The organism is Sulfitobacter sediminis (assembly GCF_040811725.1).
Classification (GTDB): domain Bacteria; phylum Pseudomonadota; class Alphaproteobacteria; order Rhodobacterales; family Rhodobacteraceae; genus Sulfitobacter; species Sulfitobacter sediminis.
On the sequence record NZ_JBFNXX010000004.1, the window covers coordinates 233301 to 251519 of the forward strand.

Consider the following 18219-nt stretch of genomic DNA (forward strand, 5'->3'; position numbering starts at 1 on the left):
GCAATCGCGAGGCGCTTCAACCTCTGCGTGATATCTGGGTTTTGTTTCGCGCGCGAAACAAAGCCAGCGCTGATCTGCAGCTTGCCGGGCGGATCACCTGGCAGCGGGTCGCGAAAAACCTTGAGCGGTATCGCGAAGCGGTGCACGCTGGTGACATTTCACAGCGGCCTTCAGATGCGCCCCGGTGCGTGTCACAGGGCCATTTCAGACGGAGATTGCAGCAATGGGATGCACGATCACGGTCAAGCCGCCCTCTACCAAGTACTACAGCATCACCGGCAACACACTGGAGGAGGTGCAGAAGAGCATCGAAAAGAAGGGGCCGAAGGACCCCAACGACGGCAAGCGGGTGACGGCGGTGACCGCGACCGACATCATCGTGGCTGACAACTGGGAACCGGAGGTGCGCAAGGTTGCCTATGGCATCGGCAGTGCCGAGGTCACGGTCGGGGTGAAGAACATGAAGATGACCGTCGAGGGCACGATCCTGATGCCCAAGCTTGGCACCAACAAGCTTTCCCCGGCCGCCAAGAAGGAATGGGAGCGCTTCGTCAAGAAATTGCTGGTGCACGAGAAAGAGCACATGGACGTCGCGCAAAAGGTGGCCGAGGAGATGAAGAAGGTCATCATGGCAATGACCGGCGTCGGGACAGGCGGGAACGACAGCAAGGCCCTGACTGCCGCCAAGGAGGACTTTCTCAAGACCTACGCCTCGACTTACAGCCCCAAGCAGATATCGGCGCTGATCTCCGATGCCCACAAGAAATTCGACAAGAAGACCGATCACGGGGCCAAGCACGGGGCGCGTCTGGACACTTCGATCAAGTAGGCCGCGCGCCGCACTTCAGCCAAGAAAAAAGGGCCTTCCGGACATGCTGGAAGGCCCTTTTTGGTACGTTCTGTGGCGCTTACTTCACGTCGAAGCGGTCGGCGTCCATGACCTTGGTCCAGGCCTTGACGAAGTCCGCGACGAAGGTGTCCTTCGCGTCATCCGCGCCGTAAACCTCGGCCAGCGCCCGCAACTGCGAGTTGGAGCCGAAGATAAGGTCGCAGCGCGTGCCGGTCCGCACGACCTTGCCGGTCTTGCGGTCGGTGGCCTCGAACACCTCCTGCTTGTCGTCGACCGCCTTCCAGACGACACCCATGTCGAGGATCGTGCGGAAGAAATCGTTGGTCAGCGTTCCGGGGTTGTCGGTGAACACACCGTGCTTCCGGCCGCCGTGGTTGGCACCCAGCACCCGCAGGCCGCCCACCAGCACCGTCATTTCAGGTGCGGTCAGGGTCAGCAGCTGCGCGCGGTCCACCAGCAGCTTCTCGGTCGGGACGGCAAAGTCCACGGCGAGGTAGTTGCGGAAACCGTCGGCCTTGGGCTCGAGCACCTCGAAGCTTTCGGCATCGGTCTGCTCTTCGGTGGCATCCATCCGGCCCGGGGTGAAGGGCACGGTGATGTCGTGACCGGCAGCCTTGGCAGCCTTCTCGACAGCGGCGGACCCGCCCAGCACGATCAGGTCGGCCAGCGAGACCTTCTTGCCGCCCGAGGCGCTGTCGTTGAAGTCCTTTTGGACGCCTTCGAGCGCTTTGAGCACCTTGGCGAGCTTCGCCGGTTCGTTGACTTCCCAGTCTTTCTGGGGTGCCAGACGGATGCGCGCACCGTTCGCGCCACCGCGGTGGTCGGACCCACGGTACGTGGAGGCGGAGGCCCATGCGACCGAGACCAGCTCGGACACGGAGAGGCCCGTGGCGAGGATCTTTTCCTTCAGGTCCGCGATGTCCTTGTCATCGACCAGCGGGTGATCGACGGCCGGGATCGGGTCCTGCCAAATCAGGTCTTCGGCCGGAACTTCCTTGCCGAGATAGCGCGCCTTGGGGCCCATGTCGCGGTGCGTGAGCTTGAACCACGCGCGGGCATAGGCATCGGCGAACTCTTCCGGATTGGCCTGGAAGTGCTTGGAAATATTCAGGTATTCCGGATCGGTCTTGAGCGCCATATCGGCCGTGGTCATCATCGGCTGATACTTCTTTTCACCGGTTTCGGCATCCGGCACGGTGTTGGCCATGTCGTCGCCCACGGGCTTCCACTGATGCGCGCCCGCGGGGCTCTTGGTCAGCTCCCACTCGTGGTTCAGCAGCGTGTCGAAGTAGGACATGTCCCAGGTGATCGGCGTGGGCGTCCATGCGCCCTCGATCCCGGAGGTCGTGGTGTGCACGCCCATGCCGCTTTCGAACTTGTTGGTCCAGCCAAAGCCCATCTCTTCGATGGAGGCGCCTTCCGGCTCCGCACCGACGAGCGCCGGATCGCCCGCGCCATGCGCCTTGCCGAAGGTGTGGCCGCCTGCGACCAGCGCCACGGTTTCGTAGTCGTTCATCGCCATCCGGGCGAAGGTGTCGCGGATGTCGAAGGCCGAGGCCATCGGATCGGGGTTGCCGTCGGGGCCTTCGGGGTTCACGTAGATCAGGCCCATCTGCACGGCGGCCAGCGGGTTTTCCAGCTCGCGCTCGCCGGAATAACGGCTGTGCGGCTTGTCGGAAGTGGCAAGCCACTCTTCCTCGGTGCCCCAGTAGATGTCTTCCTCGGGTTCCCAGATGTCCTCGCGGCCACCGGCGAAACCGAAGGACTTGAAGCCCATGGTCTCCATCGCGACGTTGCCGGTCAGCACGAAGAGGTCGGCCCAGGATAGCGCCTTGCCGTACTTCTGCTTGATCGGCCACAGCAGGCGGCGGGCCTTGTCGAGGTTGCCGTTATCCGGCCAGGAGTTCAGCGGGGCAAAGCGCTGCGAGCCGGACCCGGCGCCGCCACGGCCGTCGCCGGTGCGGTAGGTGCCCGCCGCGTGCCAGGCCATGCGCACGAAGAACGGACCGTAGTGGCCATAGTCCGCGGGCCACCAGGGCTGCGAATCTGTCATCAGCGCGGCAAGGTCCTTCTTGACCGCGTCGAGGTCGAGCTTCTTGAACGCTTCGGCGTAGTTGAAGGTGTCGCCCATCGGGTTCCCCAATGGGGAATTCTGGTGCAGAATCTTCAGGTTAAGCTGGTTCGGCCACCAGTCCTTGTTGCTGCGCGCATCATGCGTGACATGCTTGGTGCTGCCGTGCATGACGGGGCATTTGCCAGCATTCTCATAATCGTTGCCGTCCATTGGTCTCTCCCGCTTTTGGTGAATTTGGAATCGTTATAACAAAGCGGTCTGGTAAGTTTAAGTTGGAATATGTGATTGTCGTGATAACTTGAGGTTATGGCAAGTTTCACCATCAAACAGCTGCGTTATTTCGAGGCGCTGGCCCTGCACCGCCACTTTGGCAGGGCGGCGGAGGCCAGCGCCATCTCGCAGCCGGCCTTGTCCGTGCAGATCAAGGAGTTGGAGGAGGCGCTGGGCGTCCAGCTTTTCGAACGCTCGGCGCGGCAGGTGCGGCTGACCTCATTCGGAGAGAGCTTCGAGGCACGCGTGCGCGAGATTCTGCGCAGGGTGGACGATCTGGACGATTTCGCCCGCGCCGCGCGCGGCAAGCTGGCGGGACGGTTCCGCATCGGGGTGATCCCGACCATCGCGCCCTACCTTCTGCCGCATCTGATCGGGAACCTTGCCAGGTCCCATCCGGGGCTGGATTTGCACGTGCGCGAGACGCTGACGCCGAAGCTGGTGCAGGAACTTCTGCAGGGTCAGCTCGATACCGCGATTGTCGCACTGCCGGTTGCGGAACCGGCCTTTACCGAAAAGCCGATCTTCGAGGAGCGCTTTGTCCTTGTCCGGCCGGAAAGCGAGGCGGACAAGCCCGCGCCGCGGGGCGAGGAGCTGCGCGACATGCGGCTTCTGCTGCTTGAAGAGGGGCACTGCCTGCGCGAGCAGACGCTGTCGTTCTGCAGCACCTCGGGCGCGGTGCCGCGCGACGGGCTGGACGGCAGCTCGCTCTCGACGCTGGTACAGATGGTGGGCGCGGGGATCGGGGTGACGATGATCCCCGAGATGGCGATCCCGGTCGAGACCCGCTCGGCGCGGGTCTGTTGCACCCCGCTCGAGGACCCGCAACCGGGCCGCACCATTGGCATGATCTGGCGCCGCACCAGCCCGCTGACAGAGGCTTACGACGAGATCGCCGAGGTTGTGGCACGCTCCGCCGAGGCACTGCGGCGGCCGGGAATGGCGGCCTGAGACAGGCGGAAGTGCGTGCCTCGGCTGTGTTAATCAGGTTGTAAGGCTTCGGTGGATAGAAAGCCCCAGCCGGTCCGCCCGGGACCACTGCGGAGCCAAGGAATACACCGATGTCATCAGACAACAGCACGGCAGATCGGGTTCACCCGTTGCAAAGCCTGTTCTTCAAATGCACGTTCATGATGGCCCTTTGCGTGCTGGCCGTCGTCGCCGTGACGGAGTGGCGAAACACCCAGAAGGTCCGGGCCATCACCGAAGAAAACATCGTGACCCAGGCGGAGGAGGTGACGCGGCTTTTGGCATCACAACTGGGCGGTGCTGTCCGTTTCGGCAAGGAGCAGGCGGTACGTCCGGTGCTGGACGGGTTTTCCGAAAGCGCGGGCGACGCCGCGCTGGGTGTGCTGGTCTTCGATGCCGACGGGGCCGTGATGAGCCAGACGCAGGGGCTTGCCGCGGGCGCGGATGCCGCGTTGCTGTCCGGATTGGCGGCGCAGGCCCTCCAGACCGGCGGGCCCGTCTTTGGCGATGACCGGATGACCGTGGTATGGCCCATCCGCTATGGCGCCGGAGACGAGGTGGTTGGTGTGGCGGCCTCGTCATGGACTGCGGCGCCGGACTTCGCGCGGCTGGCCGCGGAATGGCGGACCACGATGATCGTCGCGCTGGGCGTGTTTCTTCTGGAGATCGCCCTGATGGCCTTTTTTCTGCGGTGGAGCATGTCGAAGCCGCTGGTGCGCCTTGAACGGGCGATGGCGGACGTCGCGCATGGGGATTATGCGGCCGAGGTGCCCTATACGGCCCGGCGGGCCGAGATCGGTCAGATGGCGAACCGGCTCGACGATTTCCGTCAGAAACTGTCGCTGGCCGCCGAGGCGCAGGTCGAAACCGCCTTCAAGGGGGCAGCCTTCGAAGGGTCTTCTGCGGCGATGATGGTCGTGGACGATGCCTTTGCCGTCCGGTTCGTCAACCCGGCCTGCGAGGGGCTGCTTCAGGATCTGGGCGTCACGCTACAAAAGGCATGGCCCGGCTATGTCTCGGGCGGTCTGATCGGAGCCGACCTTGGCACGCTCGCGCAGCTGCGCCCGCTTCTGGAGCGCACCGCACAGGCTGGCAAGGTGTCTTCCGCCATGACCGAGGAAAACCAGGTCGTCCTGCGAATAGATGAGCGGATGCTAAGGCTCAAGGTAAACCCGGCGACGGACGCGCAGGGCAGGGTCGTGGGGCGCGTGGTGGAGTGGTCAGACCGCACCGATGAGCTGCGCAACGCCGCGCTGATCGACGCCATCGACCAAGGCCAGTTGAGGATCGAATTCGACACCCCCGGCGTGATCCGGAGGGCCAATGCGAATTTCGAGACGCTGGTGCAGAACCGCGTGGCGGCGCTGGACGACACTACCCTGGCGCGGATGTTCGCGGGCAACCTCGACGGTGACAGCAGCGGACGCGCCTTTGCCGAAGCCGTGCTTGCCGGCACCCTGCGGCCCGGCCGCTACCGGGTCACGATGCCCCGGACGCAGAAGCATTTCATCTTTGACGGCAGCTTCAGCCTTCTGCGGGACGAAAAGGGGGCGGCGGACAAGATCATCTTCATTGCCTCCGACGTGACCGAGGACGAGGAGGCCAAACAGGCCGCGGAGATCGAACGCGAACGTGCGGCACAGGAGCAGGAGGAGGTCGTCGCGCTTCTGGGCGAGGCGATGAACAAGCTGGCCGAGGGCGATCTGCAATCGGGAATCGAGCGCGATGTGCCCCCGGCCTATGAAAAGCTGCGTGCCGATTTCAACGCGACGGTCACGTCCCTGCAAAGGGCCATCGCGGCGGTCATCCACAACTCCGATTCCATCCGCAATGAGACCGCCGAGATCACTTCGGCCGCCGACGATCTGTCCCGCCGGACCGAGAAACAGGCCGCCACGCTGGAAGAGACCGCCGCGGCGCTGGACGAGCTGACCGTTTCGGTCCGCTCCGCCGCCGAAGGGGCCGACGATGCCTCGAAGATGTCGGCGGAGGCGCAGAAGAACGCCGAGCAGGGCGGCGAGGTCGCCCGGCAGGCGGTGGCGGCGATGGACGGGATCAAGAATTCCTCGCAGGAGATATCCAAGATCACCAGCGTGATCGACGACATCGCCTTCCAGACCAACCTGCTGGCGCTCAATGCCGGGGTCGAGGCGGCCCGCGCCGGCGAGGCGGGCCGCGGTTTTGCCGTGGTGGCCACCGAGGTGCGGGCGCTGGCGCAGCGGTCGTCGGACGCCGCGCGCGAGATCAACGCGCTGATCAGCTCCAGTGGCGAACAGGTGCAACAGGGGGTCGAGTTGGTCGACAGGACGGGTGCGGCGCTGTCTTCCATCGTGAAGTCGGTCTCGGAAATCTCGAACCGGGTGTCCAACATCGCCACCTCGGCGCGCGAGCAATCGAGCGGGCTGGCCGAGATCAACACCGCCGTGAACGAGCTGGATCACGTCACCCAGCAGAACGCCGCCATGTTCGAGGAAACCACCGCCGCGAGCCACGCGCTGACGTCCGAGGCCGATGCGCTGGCCAATGCAGTGGCTCGGTTCAAACTCGGGGCGTCGCATAGCGCGACGCGGCAACAGCAGCAGGGCAAGGCCCCCCGCGCCGTGCGTCCCGCAAGCGAGGCAGCCCGTCCCGCCGCGCCGGTCGCGGCGGCGCAGGGCAACGCGGCGCTGGACCTCTCGGCGGAAACCGATGCCGATGGGTGGGAGGAGTTCTGAGGCCAGTGCGGGGCGACTGGTTCGGGCGGGATGATCCGATCAAGTTCGGAGATCCGGTGTCGGCCCACCGCTCTGGGTCAAGGGCCTGGCTTCGGTGGGACGGGCGAAGATGATCAGCTCCGCGTGCCCGCGAAACGCGCGGCCCAGGCTTCCCGATCCTCGTCGCTGATCTTGGCGAAGAGCACGTCCGGCACCTCGAAGGCGTGGCCGGGGGCAAGCAGGCCAAGGATCGCGGGCACGTCGTCCGGCCAGCCCGCCTCCGGCACGCCCATCGCCTCCAGCATCGTCCGCGCCGCCCCCGGGATGAAGGGCGCCGACAGCACCGCGTAAAGCGGGATCAGGTTGAGCGCCAGCCGCACCTGTGCGGCGGCCCTGTCGGGGTCCGTCTTGAAGGTGGTCCAGGGCGCCTCGGCCTGCAGGTATTCGTTGCCTGCCGCCCAGATCGCGCGCAACTCCTGCGCCGACTTGCGCACCTCGATGGCATCCATCTGCTCCTGATACCGCGCGACCAGTGCCGTGATGTCGGCGATCAGCGCCTCTTCCGCCGGGCCGTATGCCCCGGCCTCCGGCACCGCCTCGCCGAATTTCGACCGGCAGAACTTGGTGATCCGGCTGACGAAATTGCCCAGTACGTCCGCCAGGTCCTTGTTCACCGAGGTCTGGAAATTCTCCCAGGTGAACTCCGCGTCTGAGCTTTCCGGCGCATGGCTCAGCAGCCACCAGCGCCAGTAGTCGGCGGGCAGGATCTCCAGCGCCTGGTCCATGAACACGCCCCGCCCCCGCGAGGTCGAGAACTGGCCGCCGTCGTAATTGAGGTAATTGAACGACTTGATGTAATCGACAAGCTTCCACGGCTCGCCCGACCCCATGATCGTCGCGGGGAAGCTCAACGTGTGAAAGGGCACGTTGTCCTTGCCCATAAACTGGGTATAGCGCACGTCCTCCGCACCCTTGTCGGTGCGCCACCAGCGCTCCCAATTCTCGCCCTTGCCCGCATCGACCCACTCCTGCGCGCTCGCGATATATTCGATGGGCGCATCGAACCAGACATAGAAGACCTTGCCCTCCATCCCCGGCCAGTCCCGGTCGCCACGCCTGACCGGCACGCCCCAGTCCAGATCGCGGGTGATGCCCCGGTCCTGCAAGCCGTCGCCGTCGTGCAACCATTTCTTGGCAATCGAGGTGGTCAGCACCGGCCAGTCGGTTTTGGAGGTGATCCAGGCGTCCAGCTGGTCCTTCATCTGGCTTTGCTTGAGGAACAGATGCTTGGTCTCGCGCATCTCCAGCTCGGTCGAGCCCGAGATGGTGCTGCGCGGATTGATCAGGTCCACGGGATCAAGCTGCTTGGTGCAATTGTCGCATTGGTCGCCCCGCGCGCTCTCGAAGCCGCAGTTGGGGCAGGTGCCCTCGATATAGCGGTCGGGCAGAAAACGGCCGTCGGCGATGGAGTAGACCTGTTGTTCGGTGACTTCCTCGATCAACCCGTTGTCGGCCAGCACGCCTGCGAAATGCTGGGTGAGCTTGTGGTTCTGCGGCGAGGAAGAGCGCCCGAAATGATCGAAGGACAGGCCAAAGCCCTCGGCGATTTCCGACTGAACCGCGTGCATCTCGGCGCAATACTCCGCCACCGGCTTGCCCGCCTTGGCGGCGGCCAGCTCCGCGGGCGTACCGTGTTCGTCCGTGGCGCAGAGAAACAGCACCTCGTGGCCCCGCGCGCGCAGGTAACGGGCGTAAAGGTCGGCGGGCAACTGGCTGCCCACCAGGTTGCCCAGGTGCTTGATCCCGTTGATGTAGGGGATTGCGGAGGTGATCAGGTGGCGGGCCATGGTGCGTCCTTGAGGGTGTTTGCCCGGATCACATAGACCGCCCGTGTCCGAGGATCAATTGGCGCGTGGGCGCGCGCTCATCAGGCCTTGTCGGTCCCGGCCTTGGACGTGTCGGGCCGCACGTCACGCTCCTTGCGCAACAGCCGCCCGATCAGGAACGACGTGCGCGGTGCATAGACATAGGGTGTCCGCTGCCTCCTAGTGGCGCGGGCGCGCATCCGGATCAGGCCAAACACCACCAGCAGACCGTGCCCGGCGGAGATCATCAGGAAAAGCGCGCCGGGGCCGAACCCTTCGATCAGCACGGAGGCGAGGTAAGGCGCAAAAATTGCACCCACCGCGTACCAGAACATCAGTGCCGCCGACAGTTCGACCCGCTCCTCGCTGGTGGCGAAATCGTGCGCGTGAGCGGCCGAGACCGAATAGATCGGGAAGGTCGTCAGCCCGAAAAGCCCCGCGGTCAGCATGATGCTGGTGGTGCCGAGGCCGCTGGCCATCACGGTGATCGCGCAGCTGACCATCGCCGCGACCGACAGCCAGATCAGCACCCAGCGGCGGTCGAACTTGTCTGCAAGCCAGCCCACCGGGAATTGCGCCACCGCCCCACCCAGCACGAAGGCCGAAAGGAACCAGGCGATCTGACCCGCGGTCAGCCCCACCTCCTGTCCGTAGATCGGGCCGACCATGCGGAAAGACGCGCTCGATAGCGCGGCCACGATCACGCCCGCCACCGCGAGGGGCGAGCGTTCGAAGCCCAGGCGCGGGCGCAGGCGGGGCGATGCGGGGGTCTCGGGTTGCTGGCTGGTGGTCAGCGTCAGCGGCAGGAGGGCCGCGCAACAGACGATGGCAAGGATGTTGTAGGAGACATAGGAGGCGGGCGCGAGCACCCCCACGATCATCTGCGCCGCAAGCGAGCCGGTCATGTCCACCACGCGGTAGACACCCATTGCGCGCCCGCGTGTTTCGTTCGTGACCTTGGCCTGCAGCCAGGCCTCGATCACCGTATAACATCCTGCCACGCAAAGGCCGGAGGCCACGCGCATCAGCGCCCAGGCCAGGGGATCGACCACCAGCATGTGAGCCATGAGGCCGATGGCGCCCGTCGCCGTGAAGGCCGCGAAGGCCCGGCTGTGCCCGACGGAGCCCATCAGCCGCGGGGCCCACCAGCAGCCGATGAAGAAGCCGAAGAAATGGGCCGAGCCAAGGAAACCGATTTCCTGCCGCGAGAAGCCCAGTTCGGTGCCCGACAGCACGTCGATCGGGCCGACCCCGCCCGAGGACAGCTGCAGCAGAATGACCGAGAGGAACAGGGCCGCGAAGGAAATGAGCAAGCGCATGGCTGCCACTTAGGCCCGGATTGCGACGCTTCCCAAGTGGAAAGCCGACAAAAGGGGTCGTTTTCCGCGTTATTCCAGTAGTTTGTTCAGGAATTCGTGGCAGAGGCAGGGGAAGTTCCGGCTTGCGGTGGGACGCGTGGTGCTTAGGGTATGGCCAAAAAGCGAGGGTTTCGATGAAGAAGAACAATTTGGGGGACAGCGGGCTGATGGTGTCGGAGCTGTGCCTCGGCTCGATGACCTGGGGCACGCAGAACACCGCCGAGGAAGCGCATGCGCAGATCGACCGGGCGCTGGATGCGGGGATCAACTTCATCGACACGGCCGAGATGTATCCAGTCAACCCGGTCAGCGCCGAGACCGTAGGCCGGACCGAGCGGATCATCGGGCTGTGGTTCGAAAAGGGCACCCGGCGCGGCGACGTGATCCTGGCCACCAAGCATTCCGGCGCGGGCATGGGCCACGTGCGCGACGGGGGGCCGATATCGTCCAAGACCATCCGCGACACGGTGGAGGGGTCGCTGCGCAGGCTCAAGACCGATTACATCGACCTCTACCAGTTCCACTGGCCCAACCGGGGCAGCTATATGTTCCGCCAGAACTGGACCTTCGATCCGTCCGGTCAGGACCGCAGGGCGGTGATTGCCAACATGGAAGACTGCATGGGTGCGCTGCAGGAAGAGGTGAAGCGCGGGACGATCCGGCACTTTGGTCTCAGCAACGAAAGCGCCTGGGGAATGACCCAGTGGTCGGAGACCGCCGTGCGCACGGGCGGGCCGCGCCCGATCTCCGTGCAGAACGAATATTCCCTGATGTGTCGCATGGCGGATACCGACGTGGCAGAGGTCTGCATCAACGAACGCATTGATATGTTTGCCTTTTCGCCACTGGCGACGGGCCTTCTGACCGGCAAGTACCAGGGGGGCGCCGTGCCCGAGGGCTCCAGGCTTTCGCTGAATGCCGACCTCGGGGGGCGCAAGACGCAGCGGGCCTTCGAGGCGGTGGATGCCTATCTCAAGGTGGCGCGGAAGTTCGGCCTCGATCCGGTGCACATGGCGCTGGCGTGGTGTTGCCAGCGGCCCTTCATGGGCTCTGTGATCTTTGGCGCGACGAAGATGGACCAGCTTGAGACGGCGCTGGGGGCGGCGGATGTGACGCTGTCGGACGAGGTGCTGACGGCGCTCGACAAGGTCAACAAGGCGCATCCGATGCCCTACTGAGCGGGCAAGACTTTTGCAAAAGTCTTGGGAATTCTCTTGCAAGAGAATTCCGGCGCGCCGGCTGGCCGCCGAGTGTCGTTTTCGGCATGGCGTTGCTCCGAATCCTGACGCATGGTCCGGGCAACGCTAAGATCAGGGAGCGCCGCCATGCCACTATCCATGAACCGCGAGGTTTTCATCACCTGTGCCGTCACCGGCTCGGGCGGCACGCAGGACCGCTCGCCCCATGTGCCGCGCTCGCCGGAGCAGATTGCGGAGAGTGCGATTGCGGCCGCCAAGGCGGGCGCGGCGGTGGTGCATTGCCACGTGCGCGACCCGGAGACGGGTAAACCTAGCCGAAATCTTGAGTATTATCGAGAGGTTACGGAGCGTATCCGGGACAGCGACACAGATGTCGTGCTGAACCTGACGGCCGGGATGGGCGGGGATATCATCTTTGGGGACGTGGAAAATCCGTTTCCGGTGCAGGAAGGGACGGACATGATCGGCGCGACCGAGAGGGTCGCCCATGTCGCCGAATGCCTGCCCGAGATCTGCACGCTTGACTGCGGCACGATGAACTTTGCCGAAGCCGATTACGTCATGACCAACACCCCCGGCATGCTGACGGCCATGGGCGGGATGATGACCAAGCTGGGCGTGAAGCCCGAGATCGAGGCCTTTGACACGGGCCATTTGTGGTATGCAAAACAACTGGTTAAGGACGGCGTGCTCGACAGCCCCGCCTTGGTGCAGCTGTGCATGGGCGTGCCCTGGGGGGCGCCGGATGATCTCAATACCTTCATGGCGATGGTCAACAACGTGCCTGAGGACTGGACGTTCTCGGCCTTCTCGCTGGGGCGCAACCAGATGGCCTATGTGGCCGCCGCCGTGCTAGCGGGCGGCAACGTGCGGGTGGGGCTGGAAGACAACCTGTGGCTCGACAAGGGCGTGCTGGCGGAAAACTGGCAGCTGGTGGAGCGCGCGGGGACGATCATCGAGAACATGGGCGCGCGGGTAATCGGGCCGCAGGAGGTGCGCGAGAAACTAGGGCTGACAAAGCGCGCGCCGAAGTGAATGCGGGTGCAGAAAGTCAGGCTTTGAGACCGCGTCACCTTCCGTACACCCTGCGTACACCCCCTGTACACCGCCGCGTTGCGGCATTGGCGGGGCTTCTGCTGGTGGCCGCCTGTGCTGCGACGCCTCCTGCGGATGTCGAGATCGGCTTGCGCAATCCCACGGTGACGCTCGCCGGGACCACGCGCTTCGATGCGGCGCGGTTCGCCGGGGAGTGGCGGAGCGTGGCCTGCCTTGGTCACTGTGACGCACGGGTGCGCTATGCGGTGGGGCCGGGCGGTGTGCTGCTGAGGGAGGCCGGAGAGACGCGGTCGGCTTATCGAGTGTCCGCGCCGGGGGTGCTGCGCGAGATCGACGGCGACGGCGTGCTGGTGGTGATGTGGGTCGATGAGGGCTTTCGCACGGCGGCGCTGGGCGATGCGGACGGGCGCTGGGCGGCGATCCTCGACCGGGGCGGCGGTGCCGCTGACCGGACGCGGGCGGCGACCGAGGTGCTGGATTTCAACGGTTGGGATGTGACCAGATTGAGAAGGGTCGAAGGATGGCAAGAACGGCGGCAGTGATCGGCGGCGGCGTGATCGGGGGCGGCTGGGCGGCGCGGTTTGCGCTGAATGGCTGGAACGTGCGGGTCTATGACCCGGACCCGGAGGCGGAGCGCAAGATCGGGGAGGTCATGGGCAACGCGCGGCGGTCGCTGCCGGGGCTGACGGATGTGGCTTTGCCTGCGGAAGGCGCGATCAGTTTTCATAGCTCGATTGCCGAGGCCGTGGAGGGTGCGGAGTGGATACAGGAAAGCGTGCCGGAGCGGCTGGACATCAAGCACAGCACGTTCGGGGCGATCCAGCAGGCCTGTGACCCCGATGCGGTGATCGGGTCTTCCACCTCGGGGTTCAAGCCCAGCGAGTTGCAGGAGGGCGCGGCGCGGCCCGGGCAGATCATGGTCGCGCATCCGTTCAACCCGGTTTACCTCTTGCCGCTGGTGGAACTGGTGCCGGGGGACGCGGGGGACGCGGCGCTTATCGAGGTCGCCAAGGCGACACTCTCTTCGCTTGGGATGTATCCGCTGCATTTGCGCAAGGAGATCGACGCGCATGTGGCGGACCGGTTTCTGGAGGCCGTGTGGCGCGAGGCGCTGTGGCTTGTCAAGGACGGGATCGCCACGACCGAGGAGATCGACAACGCGATCCGCTATGGGTTCGGCATTCGCTGGGCGCAGATGGGGCTTTTCGAGACCTACCGCGTGGCCGGTGGCGAGGCGGGGATGAAGCATTTCATGGCGCAGTTCGGTCCGGCGTTGAAATGGCCCTGGACCAAGCTGATGGATGTACCTGAGTTCACCGACGAGCTGGTCGATCTGATTGCGGGGCAGTCTGACGCGCAGTCGGGGGCCTATTCGATCCGGGAGCTGGAGCGGATCCGGGACAACAACCTTGTGACCATGATGCGCGGGCTGAAGGCGCAGGATTGGGGGGCGGGGGCGCTCCTCAATGCGCAGGAGAAGCTCATGCGCGCGGGCACCGCGCTGGGCGCGCGGGCGGCGGAGTTGCCTGCGGACAAGCCGGTGCTGACGGCGCGGCGGACGGTGCCTTTGGACTGGACGGATTACAACGGCCATATGACCGAGAGCCGCTATCTGCATGCCTTTGCCGATGCGACGGACCGGTTCATGGAGATCATCGGGTGTGACGCGGAGTACATCCGCGCGGGCGGGAGTTACTTCACCGCCGAGACGCATATCCAGCATCTCGACGAGGTGCACGCGGGGGCGGTGATTGAGATCACGACGCAGGTGATCCTGGGCGAGGGCAAGAAGATGCACCTCTGGCACGAGATGCGCGAGGCGGAACGGCTCTTGGCGACGGGGGAGCATTTCCTGCTGCATGTCTCGCTTGAGACGCGCAAGCCCGCGCCGCCGTCGGCCGAAATCGAGGCGGCGCTGGTGCGGTTCGCGCAAGGGCATGCGGGGTTGCCCCGGCCCGAAGGGCTGGGACGGGCCATCGGGGCGGCGCGGTGAAGCGGGTTCTGATCACCGCCGGGGCCTCGGGCATTGGGCGGGAGATGGGGGTGCAGTTTGCCGACGCGGGATTCGAGGTCTGGGTGACCGATGTGGACGGGGCTGCTTTGGCCGGTTGTCCGAAGGACTGGCGGTGTTTCGAGGCCAGCGCGGTAGACGAGGAGGCCATGGCGGCGGTCTTTGCCGGGATGGACGGGCTGGACGTGCTGTGCGCCAATGCCGGGATCGCGGGGCCGACGGCACCGGTCGAGGAGGTGCGGCTGGCCGATTGGCGGGGCTGTGTGTCGGTCAACCTTGAAGGCGCGTTTCTGGCGGCGAAATACGCGGCACCGCTGATGAAGCGGGCGGGGCGGGGGGCGATGGTGCTGACCTCATCCACGGCGGGGATTTACGGCTATCCGAACCGCGCGCCCTACGCGGCGGCGAAATGGGCGGTGATCGGGCTGATGAAGACGCTGGCGATGGAACTGGGGCCGTTTGGCGTGCGCGCGAATGCGATCTGTCCCGGCGCGGTGGAGGGGCCGCGTATGGAAGGGGTGCTGGCGCGGGAGGCGGCGGTCAAGGGGATGACGCGGGACCAAGTCTATCAGGGCTATGCGGCGGGGACGTCGATGCGGTCTTTTGTCGAGGCGCGGGACGTGGCGGCGATGGCGGTGTTCCTGGGCTCGGATGCGGCACGGCTGGTGTCGGGGCAGGTGATCGCGGTCGACGGGCACACGGAGAACCCTGACCCGAAGGTGTAGGGTTTTCGCGCGCGGGGCTCATCGCTGCCCTGCGGGCGCTCTTCGCCGGGGCGGCGGTTGGGACGGGCGCTGCGGATTCACCGTTCCGAAAGACCTTTCGGCCCCGACCCATCCTTGCGCGCATCTGCCTGCCCGCCTGCCGCCAGCGCTGCAAGGGAAATAGCCGTATCCCCAAAGGGGCCCCTCGGCGATTTCCCTTGCACCGCCGTCGTCAGCCGTACCGCCTGAGTGCACGCAAGGATGGCTCCGGTCCGAAAGGCCAGTGGAAGCGGAGGGGGACTAGCGGATGAGGGCGCGCATGTCGGTCAGCAGGTCGGGGAAGTCGCGGGCGGAGGTGGTGGCCTCGCGCACGAGGCGGTCGAAATCCTGCGTGAAGGTCGTGATGCGGGCGCGGTCGCGGAAGGCCATGTAGTGCCCGCCGGTATAGAAGACCGCGAGCAGGGGGCCGAAGATGGTGAGCGGGGCAGACCAGAGCTTGCGCGCGTCGAACTGGTAGAGGCGCAGGCGGGGGTAGAGGTCGCGCGAAAGCTGGATCAGGTGGTCGGTTTGTGCCATGCGCAGGGACGCGGGCAGGCCGCGGTAGTAGCCGGTGCCTCGGATGAAGCTGTCGATCTCGAAAACCGGCAGGGCGATTTCGTATTCCGAGCCGGAGCCGCGCATCCAGTCGAGACGGTCGCGGGAGGCGCCGATGGCCTGCTGGGCGGTGCGCCCGAGGTGCGGGCCGTATTCCCAGGCGAGCATGTCTTCGGTTTTCAGCATGTCTGGCAGGGTCGCGGGGACGTGGCGGATCTTGTAGCCCGCGGCCTCGCGGTGCCAGGCGTAGATCTGCTCGTCCACCAGCGCGCGGGGGGCCTGGGAGACGGCGAAGCTGTTGGAGACCAGATCGGCGGCGGTTTCGGGACGGTCGGAGAGGCCGAGGAGCCAGTCCGCCGAGACGCCGAGCACCTGTGCCGCGCCGCCGACCACATGGGCACCGGGCAGGCGCGCGGCCCTGTCCGAGAGCGCCTGGGACAGGGTGGAGCGGTCCGTGCCGATGGCGCGGGCGAGGGCGCTTTGGCTGAGGCCGGAGGCCTGAAGCGCGTGGTCGAGCCGCGTCCGGAAGCGGCTGGCGCGGGTCTGCTTGTCGATAATCTTGCTCATGTTGTGAGAAATATCACTGATTGTCGGACTTGTTAATCATTATCGGAATGGACGGATCAGCGCGTGCGGGGCAGGATCGGGCAAAAGACTTCGACAAAAAGACCATGACCACCCATATCCTGCCGCCCGCTTCGCCCTTTCCGACATCTTTCGGCCTGATCGGTATTTTGCGCAGGTGGGACTGGCCGACGGTCGCGGTCATGGTGCTTTGTGCCGGCGGATTTGCACTGGCGCTGACGTTGCCTGCGGGGTGGGGGCTCTTTTCCTGGCCGCTGCTGGTGCTGGCGCTGACGCTGCATTCCTCGCTCAGCCATGAGATGCTGCATGGGCACCCCTTCAACTCGCACCGCGCGAGCACGGTGATCGGGCTGTTCCAGCCGGGGCTTTTCGTACCTTATCTGCGGTTCAGGGCCCTGCACCTTGCCCATCACCGGGACGCCGACCTGACCGACCCTTACGACGATCCGGAGAGCAACTATCTGGACCCGGCGGTCTGGGACCGGATGGGGCCTGTGGCGCGCGCTGTGCTGGGGGTCAACAACACGCTCCTGGGGCGGATGGCACTTGGGCCGCTGATCGGGATGGGAACCTTCCTTTGGGGCGATCTGCGGCGCATGGCGCGCGGAGAGCGGGAGGTGGCCCTTCACTGGGTGGCGCATCTGCCCGGGGTGGTGGTGACGCTCTGGCTGGTGGGGCTGTCGGCGATGCCGCTCTGGGCCTATCTCGCGGCCTGCTATGCGGCGCTGTCGGTGCTGCGCATCCGGACGTTTCTCGAGCATCAGGCGCATGAGAAGGCGCGGGGGCGGAGCGTGATTATCGAGGATCGGGGGCTGCTGGCGTTTCTTTTTCTCAATAACAATTACCATGCGGTGCATCACATGCACCCCTCGGTGGCATGGTACCGGCTGCCTGCGATCTACCGGGCGCGGAAGGCGCGGTTCCTCTGGATGAACCGGGGGTACGTGTTCCGCTCCTACGGTGAGGTCTTTGGCCGCTACCTTTTGCGCCGCAAGGACCCCGTGGCGCATCCGCTCTGGCAGGGGCCGCGAAAATAGGACACTAGGGGCGCATGAGCGTTCCTGTGCCCGAACTCTGGATCATCGTGACCATCGCGGCAGCGGCCTTTCAGACCGTGCGCTTCATGCTGCAGAAGCATCTCGCGACGGCGACGCTGTCGGCGGGCGGGGCGACTTTTTCGCGTTTTCTTTATTCGCTGCCCTTCATCCTGATCCTTGTTGCGCTTTACGTGGGATCGGTGGGCGCGGGGCTGCCGGTGCTGGGGCCGGGGTTCTGGGGATTTGGCCTTCTGGGGGCGAGCGCGCAGATCCTCGCCACCGTCTGCGTGGTGCTGTTGTTCAAACAGCGGAATTTCGCGGTGGGGATCACCTTCAAGAAGACGGAAGTGATCCAGACGGTCTTGGTGGGCTGGGTCCTGTTGGGCGAGGGGGTTTCCGGCCTTGGCTTTGCGGCGATCGGGCTGGGGATCGTGGGGCTGTTGCTGCTGTCCGGCGGACCCGAAACAAAGGGGTTCCGGCTGGCGGATATGACGAACCGGGCGGCGGGACTGGGCATTGCTTCGGGCATCCTCTTTGCCTTTTCGGCGGTCAGTTACCGGGGGGCGACCTTTGCGGTTCTGACCGACGATCCGCTGATGCGCGCGGGCGTGACGCTGGCGGCGGTGGTGACGATGCAGATGGCAATCATGCTGGTCTGGCTGCGCTGGCGGGAGCCGGGAGAGATCGGCCGCGTCTGGGGCGCGCGGCGGGTGGCGATCTGGATCGGGCTCACGAGCATGGGCGGGTCGCTGTGCTGGTTCACCGCCTTTGCGTTGCAGAACGCGGCCTATGTGAAGGCTTTGGGGCAGGTGGAATTGGTCCTGTCGGTCATGGCCTCGACGCTGTTTTTCCGCGAGCGGATCAGCGCGCGGGAATGGGCCGGGATGGCGGTGCTGGTGGGGTCGATATTGATGCTGGTGCTGGTGATCTGACGGGGGTGCGATGGGTGCGAGC

At 65.4% G+C, this 18219-nt stretch carries 14 protein-coding genes; 10 read left to right on the forward strand and 4 right to left on the reverse strand.

Translation table 11 applies throughout. The features are described 5' to 3' along the window. Positions 1-223: 223 nt before the first annotated feature. Positions 224-829, forward strand: a complete 606-nt coding sequence (locus AB2B41_RS07320) for a DUF922 domain-containing protein (RefSeq protein WP_367877110.1) — start codon at positions 224-226, stop codon at positions 827-829. A gap of 79 nt (positions 830-908) precedes the next feature. On the opposite strand, the gene katG is transcribed toward AB2B41_RS07320, so the two are convergent. Then, positions 909-3134: a catalase/peroxidase HPI gene (gene katG / locus AB2B41_RS07325; RefSeq protein ID WP_367877111.1), complete on the reverse strand. Its 2226-nt coding sequence runs from the start codon at positions 3132-3134 to the stop codon at positions 909-911. A 96-nt stretch (positions 3135-3230) separates the two neighbouring features. On the opposite strand from katG, the gene AB2B41_RS07330 reads away from it, so the two are divergent. Together AB2B41_RS07330 and AB2B41_RS07335 are read left to right on the forward strand one after the other, a co-directional pair. Continuing rightward, the gene (locus AB2B41_RS07330) at positions 3231-4145 is read left to right on the forward strand and encodes a hydrogen peroxide-inducible genes activator (RefSeq protein ID WP_367877112.1); all 915 of its coding nucleotides are present in this window, start codon (positions 3231-3233) and stop codon (positions 4143-4145) included. 110 nt (positions 4146-4255) lie between these two features. Continuing rightward, positions 4256-6877 carry a methyl-accepting chemotaxis protein gene (locus AB2B41_RS07335; RefSeq protein WP_367877113.1) on the forward strand — a complete coding sequence of 874 codons (2622 nt, stop codon included), beginning with the start codon at positions 4256-4258 and terminating at the stop codon, positions 6875-6877. A 113-nt stretch (positions 6878-6990) separates the two neighbouring features. On the opposite strand, the gene metG is transcribed toward AB2B41_RS07335, so the two are convergent. Then, the gene (gene metG / locus AB2B41_RS07340) at positions 6991-8703 is read right to left on the reverse strand and encodes a methionine--tRNA ligase (protein WP_367877114.1); all 1713 of its coding nucleotides are present in this window, start codon (positions 8701-8703) and stop codon (positions 6991-6993) included. 80 nt (positions 8704-8783) lie between these two features. Then, positions 8784-10040: an MFS transporter gene (locus tag AB2B41_RS07345; protein WP_367877115.1), complete on the reverse strand. Its 1257-nt coding sequence runs from the start codon at positions 10038-10040 to the stop codon at positions 8784-8786. Between the two features lie 173 nt (positions 10041-10213). On the opposite strand from AB2B41_RS07345, the gene AB2B41_RS07350 reads away from it, so the two are divergent. The 5 genes from AB2B41_RS07350 to AB2B41_RS07370 all read left to right on the forward strand — a co-directional run bounded on the left by AB2B41_RS07350 (position 10214) and on the right by AB2B41_RS07370 (position 15070). Beyond that, positions 10214-11257: an aldo/keto reductase gene (locus AB2B41_RS07350; protein WP_367877116.1), complete on the forward strand. Its 1044-nt coding sequence runs from the start codon at positions 10214-10216 to the stop codon at positions 11255-11257. Positions 11258-11404: 147 nt separating this feature from the next. After that, on the forward strand, positions 11405-12313 hold the full coding sequence (gene bcoG / locus AB2B41_RS07355) for a 3-dehydrocarnitine:acetyl-CoA trimethylamine transferase BcoG (RefSeq protein ID WP_367877117.1): 909 nt from the start codon (positions 11405-11407) through the stop codon (positions 12311-12313). Positions 12314-12399: 86 nt separating this feature from the next. After that, positions 12400-12876 (forward strand): lipocalin, encoded by a 477-nt coding sequence (locus AB2B41_RS07360; RefSeq protein WP_367877118.1) that lies wholly within the window; start codon positions 12400-12402, stop codon positions 12874-12876. Continuing rightward, a complete protein-coding gene (locus AB2B41_RS07365; RefSeq protein ID WP_367877119.1) occupies positions 12855-14327 on the forward strand; it encodes a carnitine 3-dehydrogenase in 1473 nt (490 codons plus the stop codon). Before AB2B41_RS07360 ends, AB2B41_RS07365 begins: the two co-directional genes overlap by 22 nt. Further along, entirely contained in the window at positions 14324-15070 is a 747-nt protein-coding gene (locus AB2B41_RS07370) for an SDR family oxidoreductase (protein ID WP_367877120.1), read from the forward strand. The genes AB2B41_RS07365 and AB2B41_RS07370 overlap by 4 nt, the downstream gene beginning before the upstream one ends. Positions 15071-15349: 279 nt before the next feature. Here the strand turns inward: AB2B41_RS07370 and AB2B41_RS07375 are convergent, their stop codons facing one another. Beyond that, positions 15350-16210, reverse strand: coding sequence for a helix-turn-helix domain-containing protein (locus tag AB2B41_RS07375; RefSeq protein ID WP_367877121.1), 861 nt, complete (start codon positions 16208-16210; stop codon positions 15350-15352). Between the two features lie 47 nt (positions 16211-16257). Between AB2B41_RS07375 and AB2B41_RS07380 the strand changes: the two genes are divergently transcribed. Both AB2B41_RS07380 and AB2B41_RS07385 read left to right on the forward strand, forming a co-directional pair. Continuing rightward, the gene (locus AB2B41_RS07380; RefSeq protein WP_367877122.1) at positions 16258-17265 is read left to right on the forward strand and encodes a fatty acid desaturase; all 1008 of its coding nucleotides are present in this window, start codon (positions 16258-16260) and stop codon (positions 17263-17265) included. A 14-nt stretch (positions 17266-17279) separates the two neighbouring features. Then, positions 17280-18197, forward strand: a complete 918-nt coding sequence (locus AB2B41_RS07385) for an EamA family transporter (protein ID WP_367877123.1) — start codon at positions 17280-17282, stop codon at positions 18195-18197. Positions 18198-18219 lie beyond the last annotated feature (22 nt).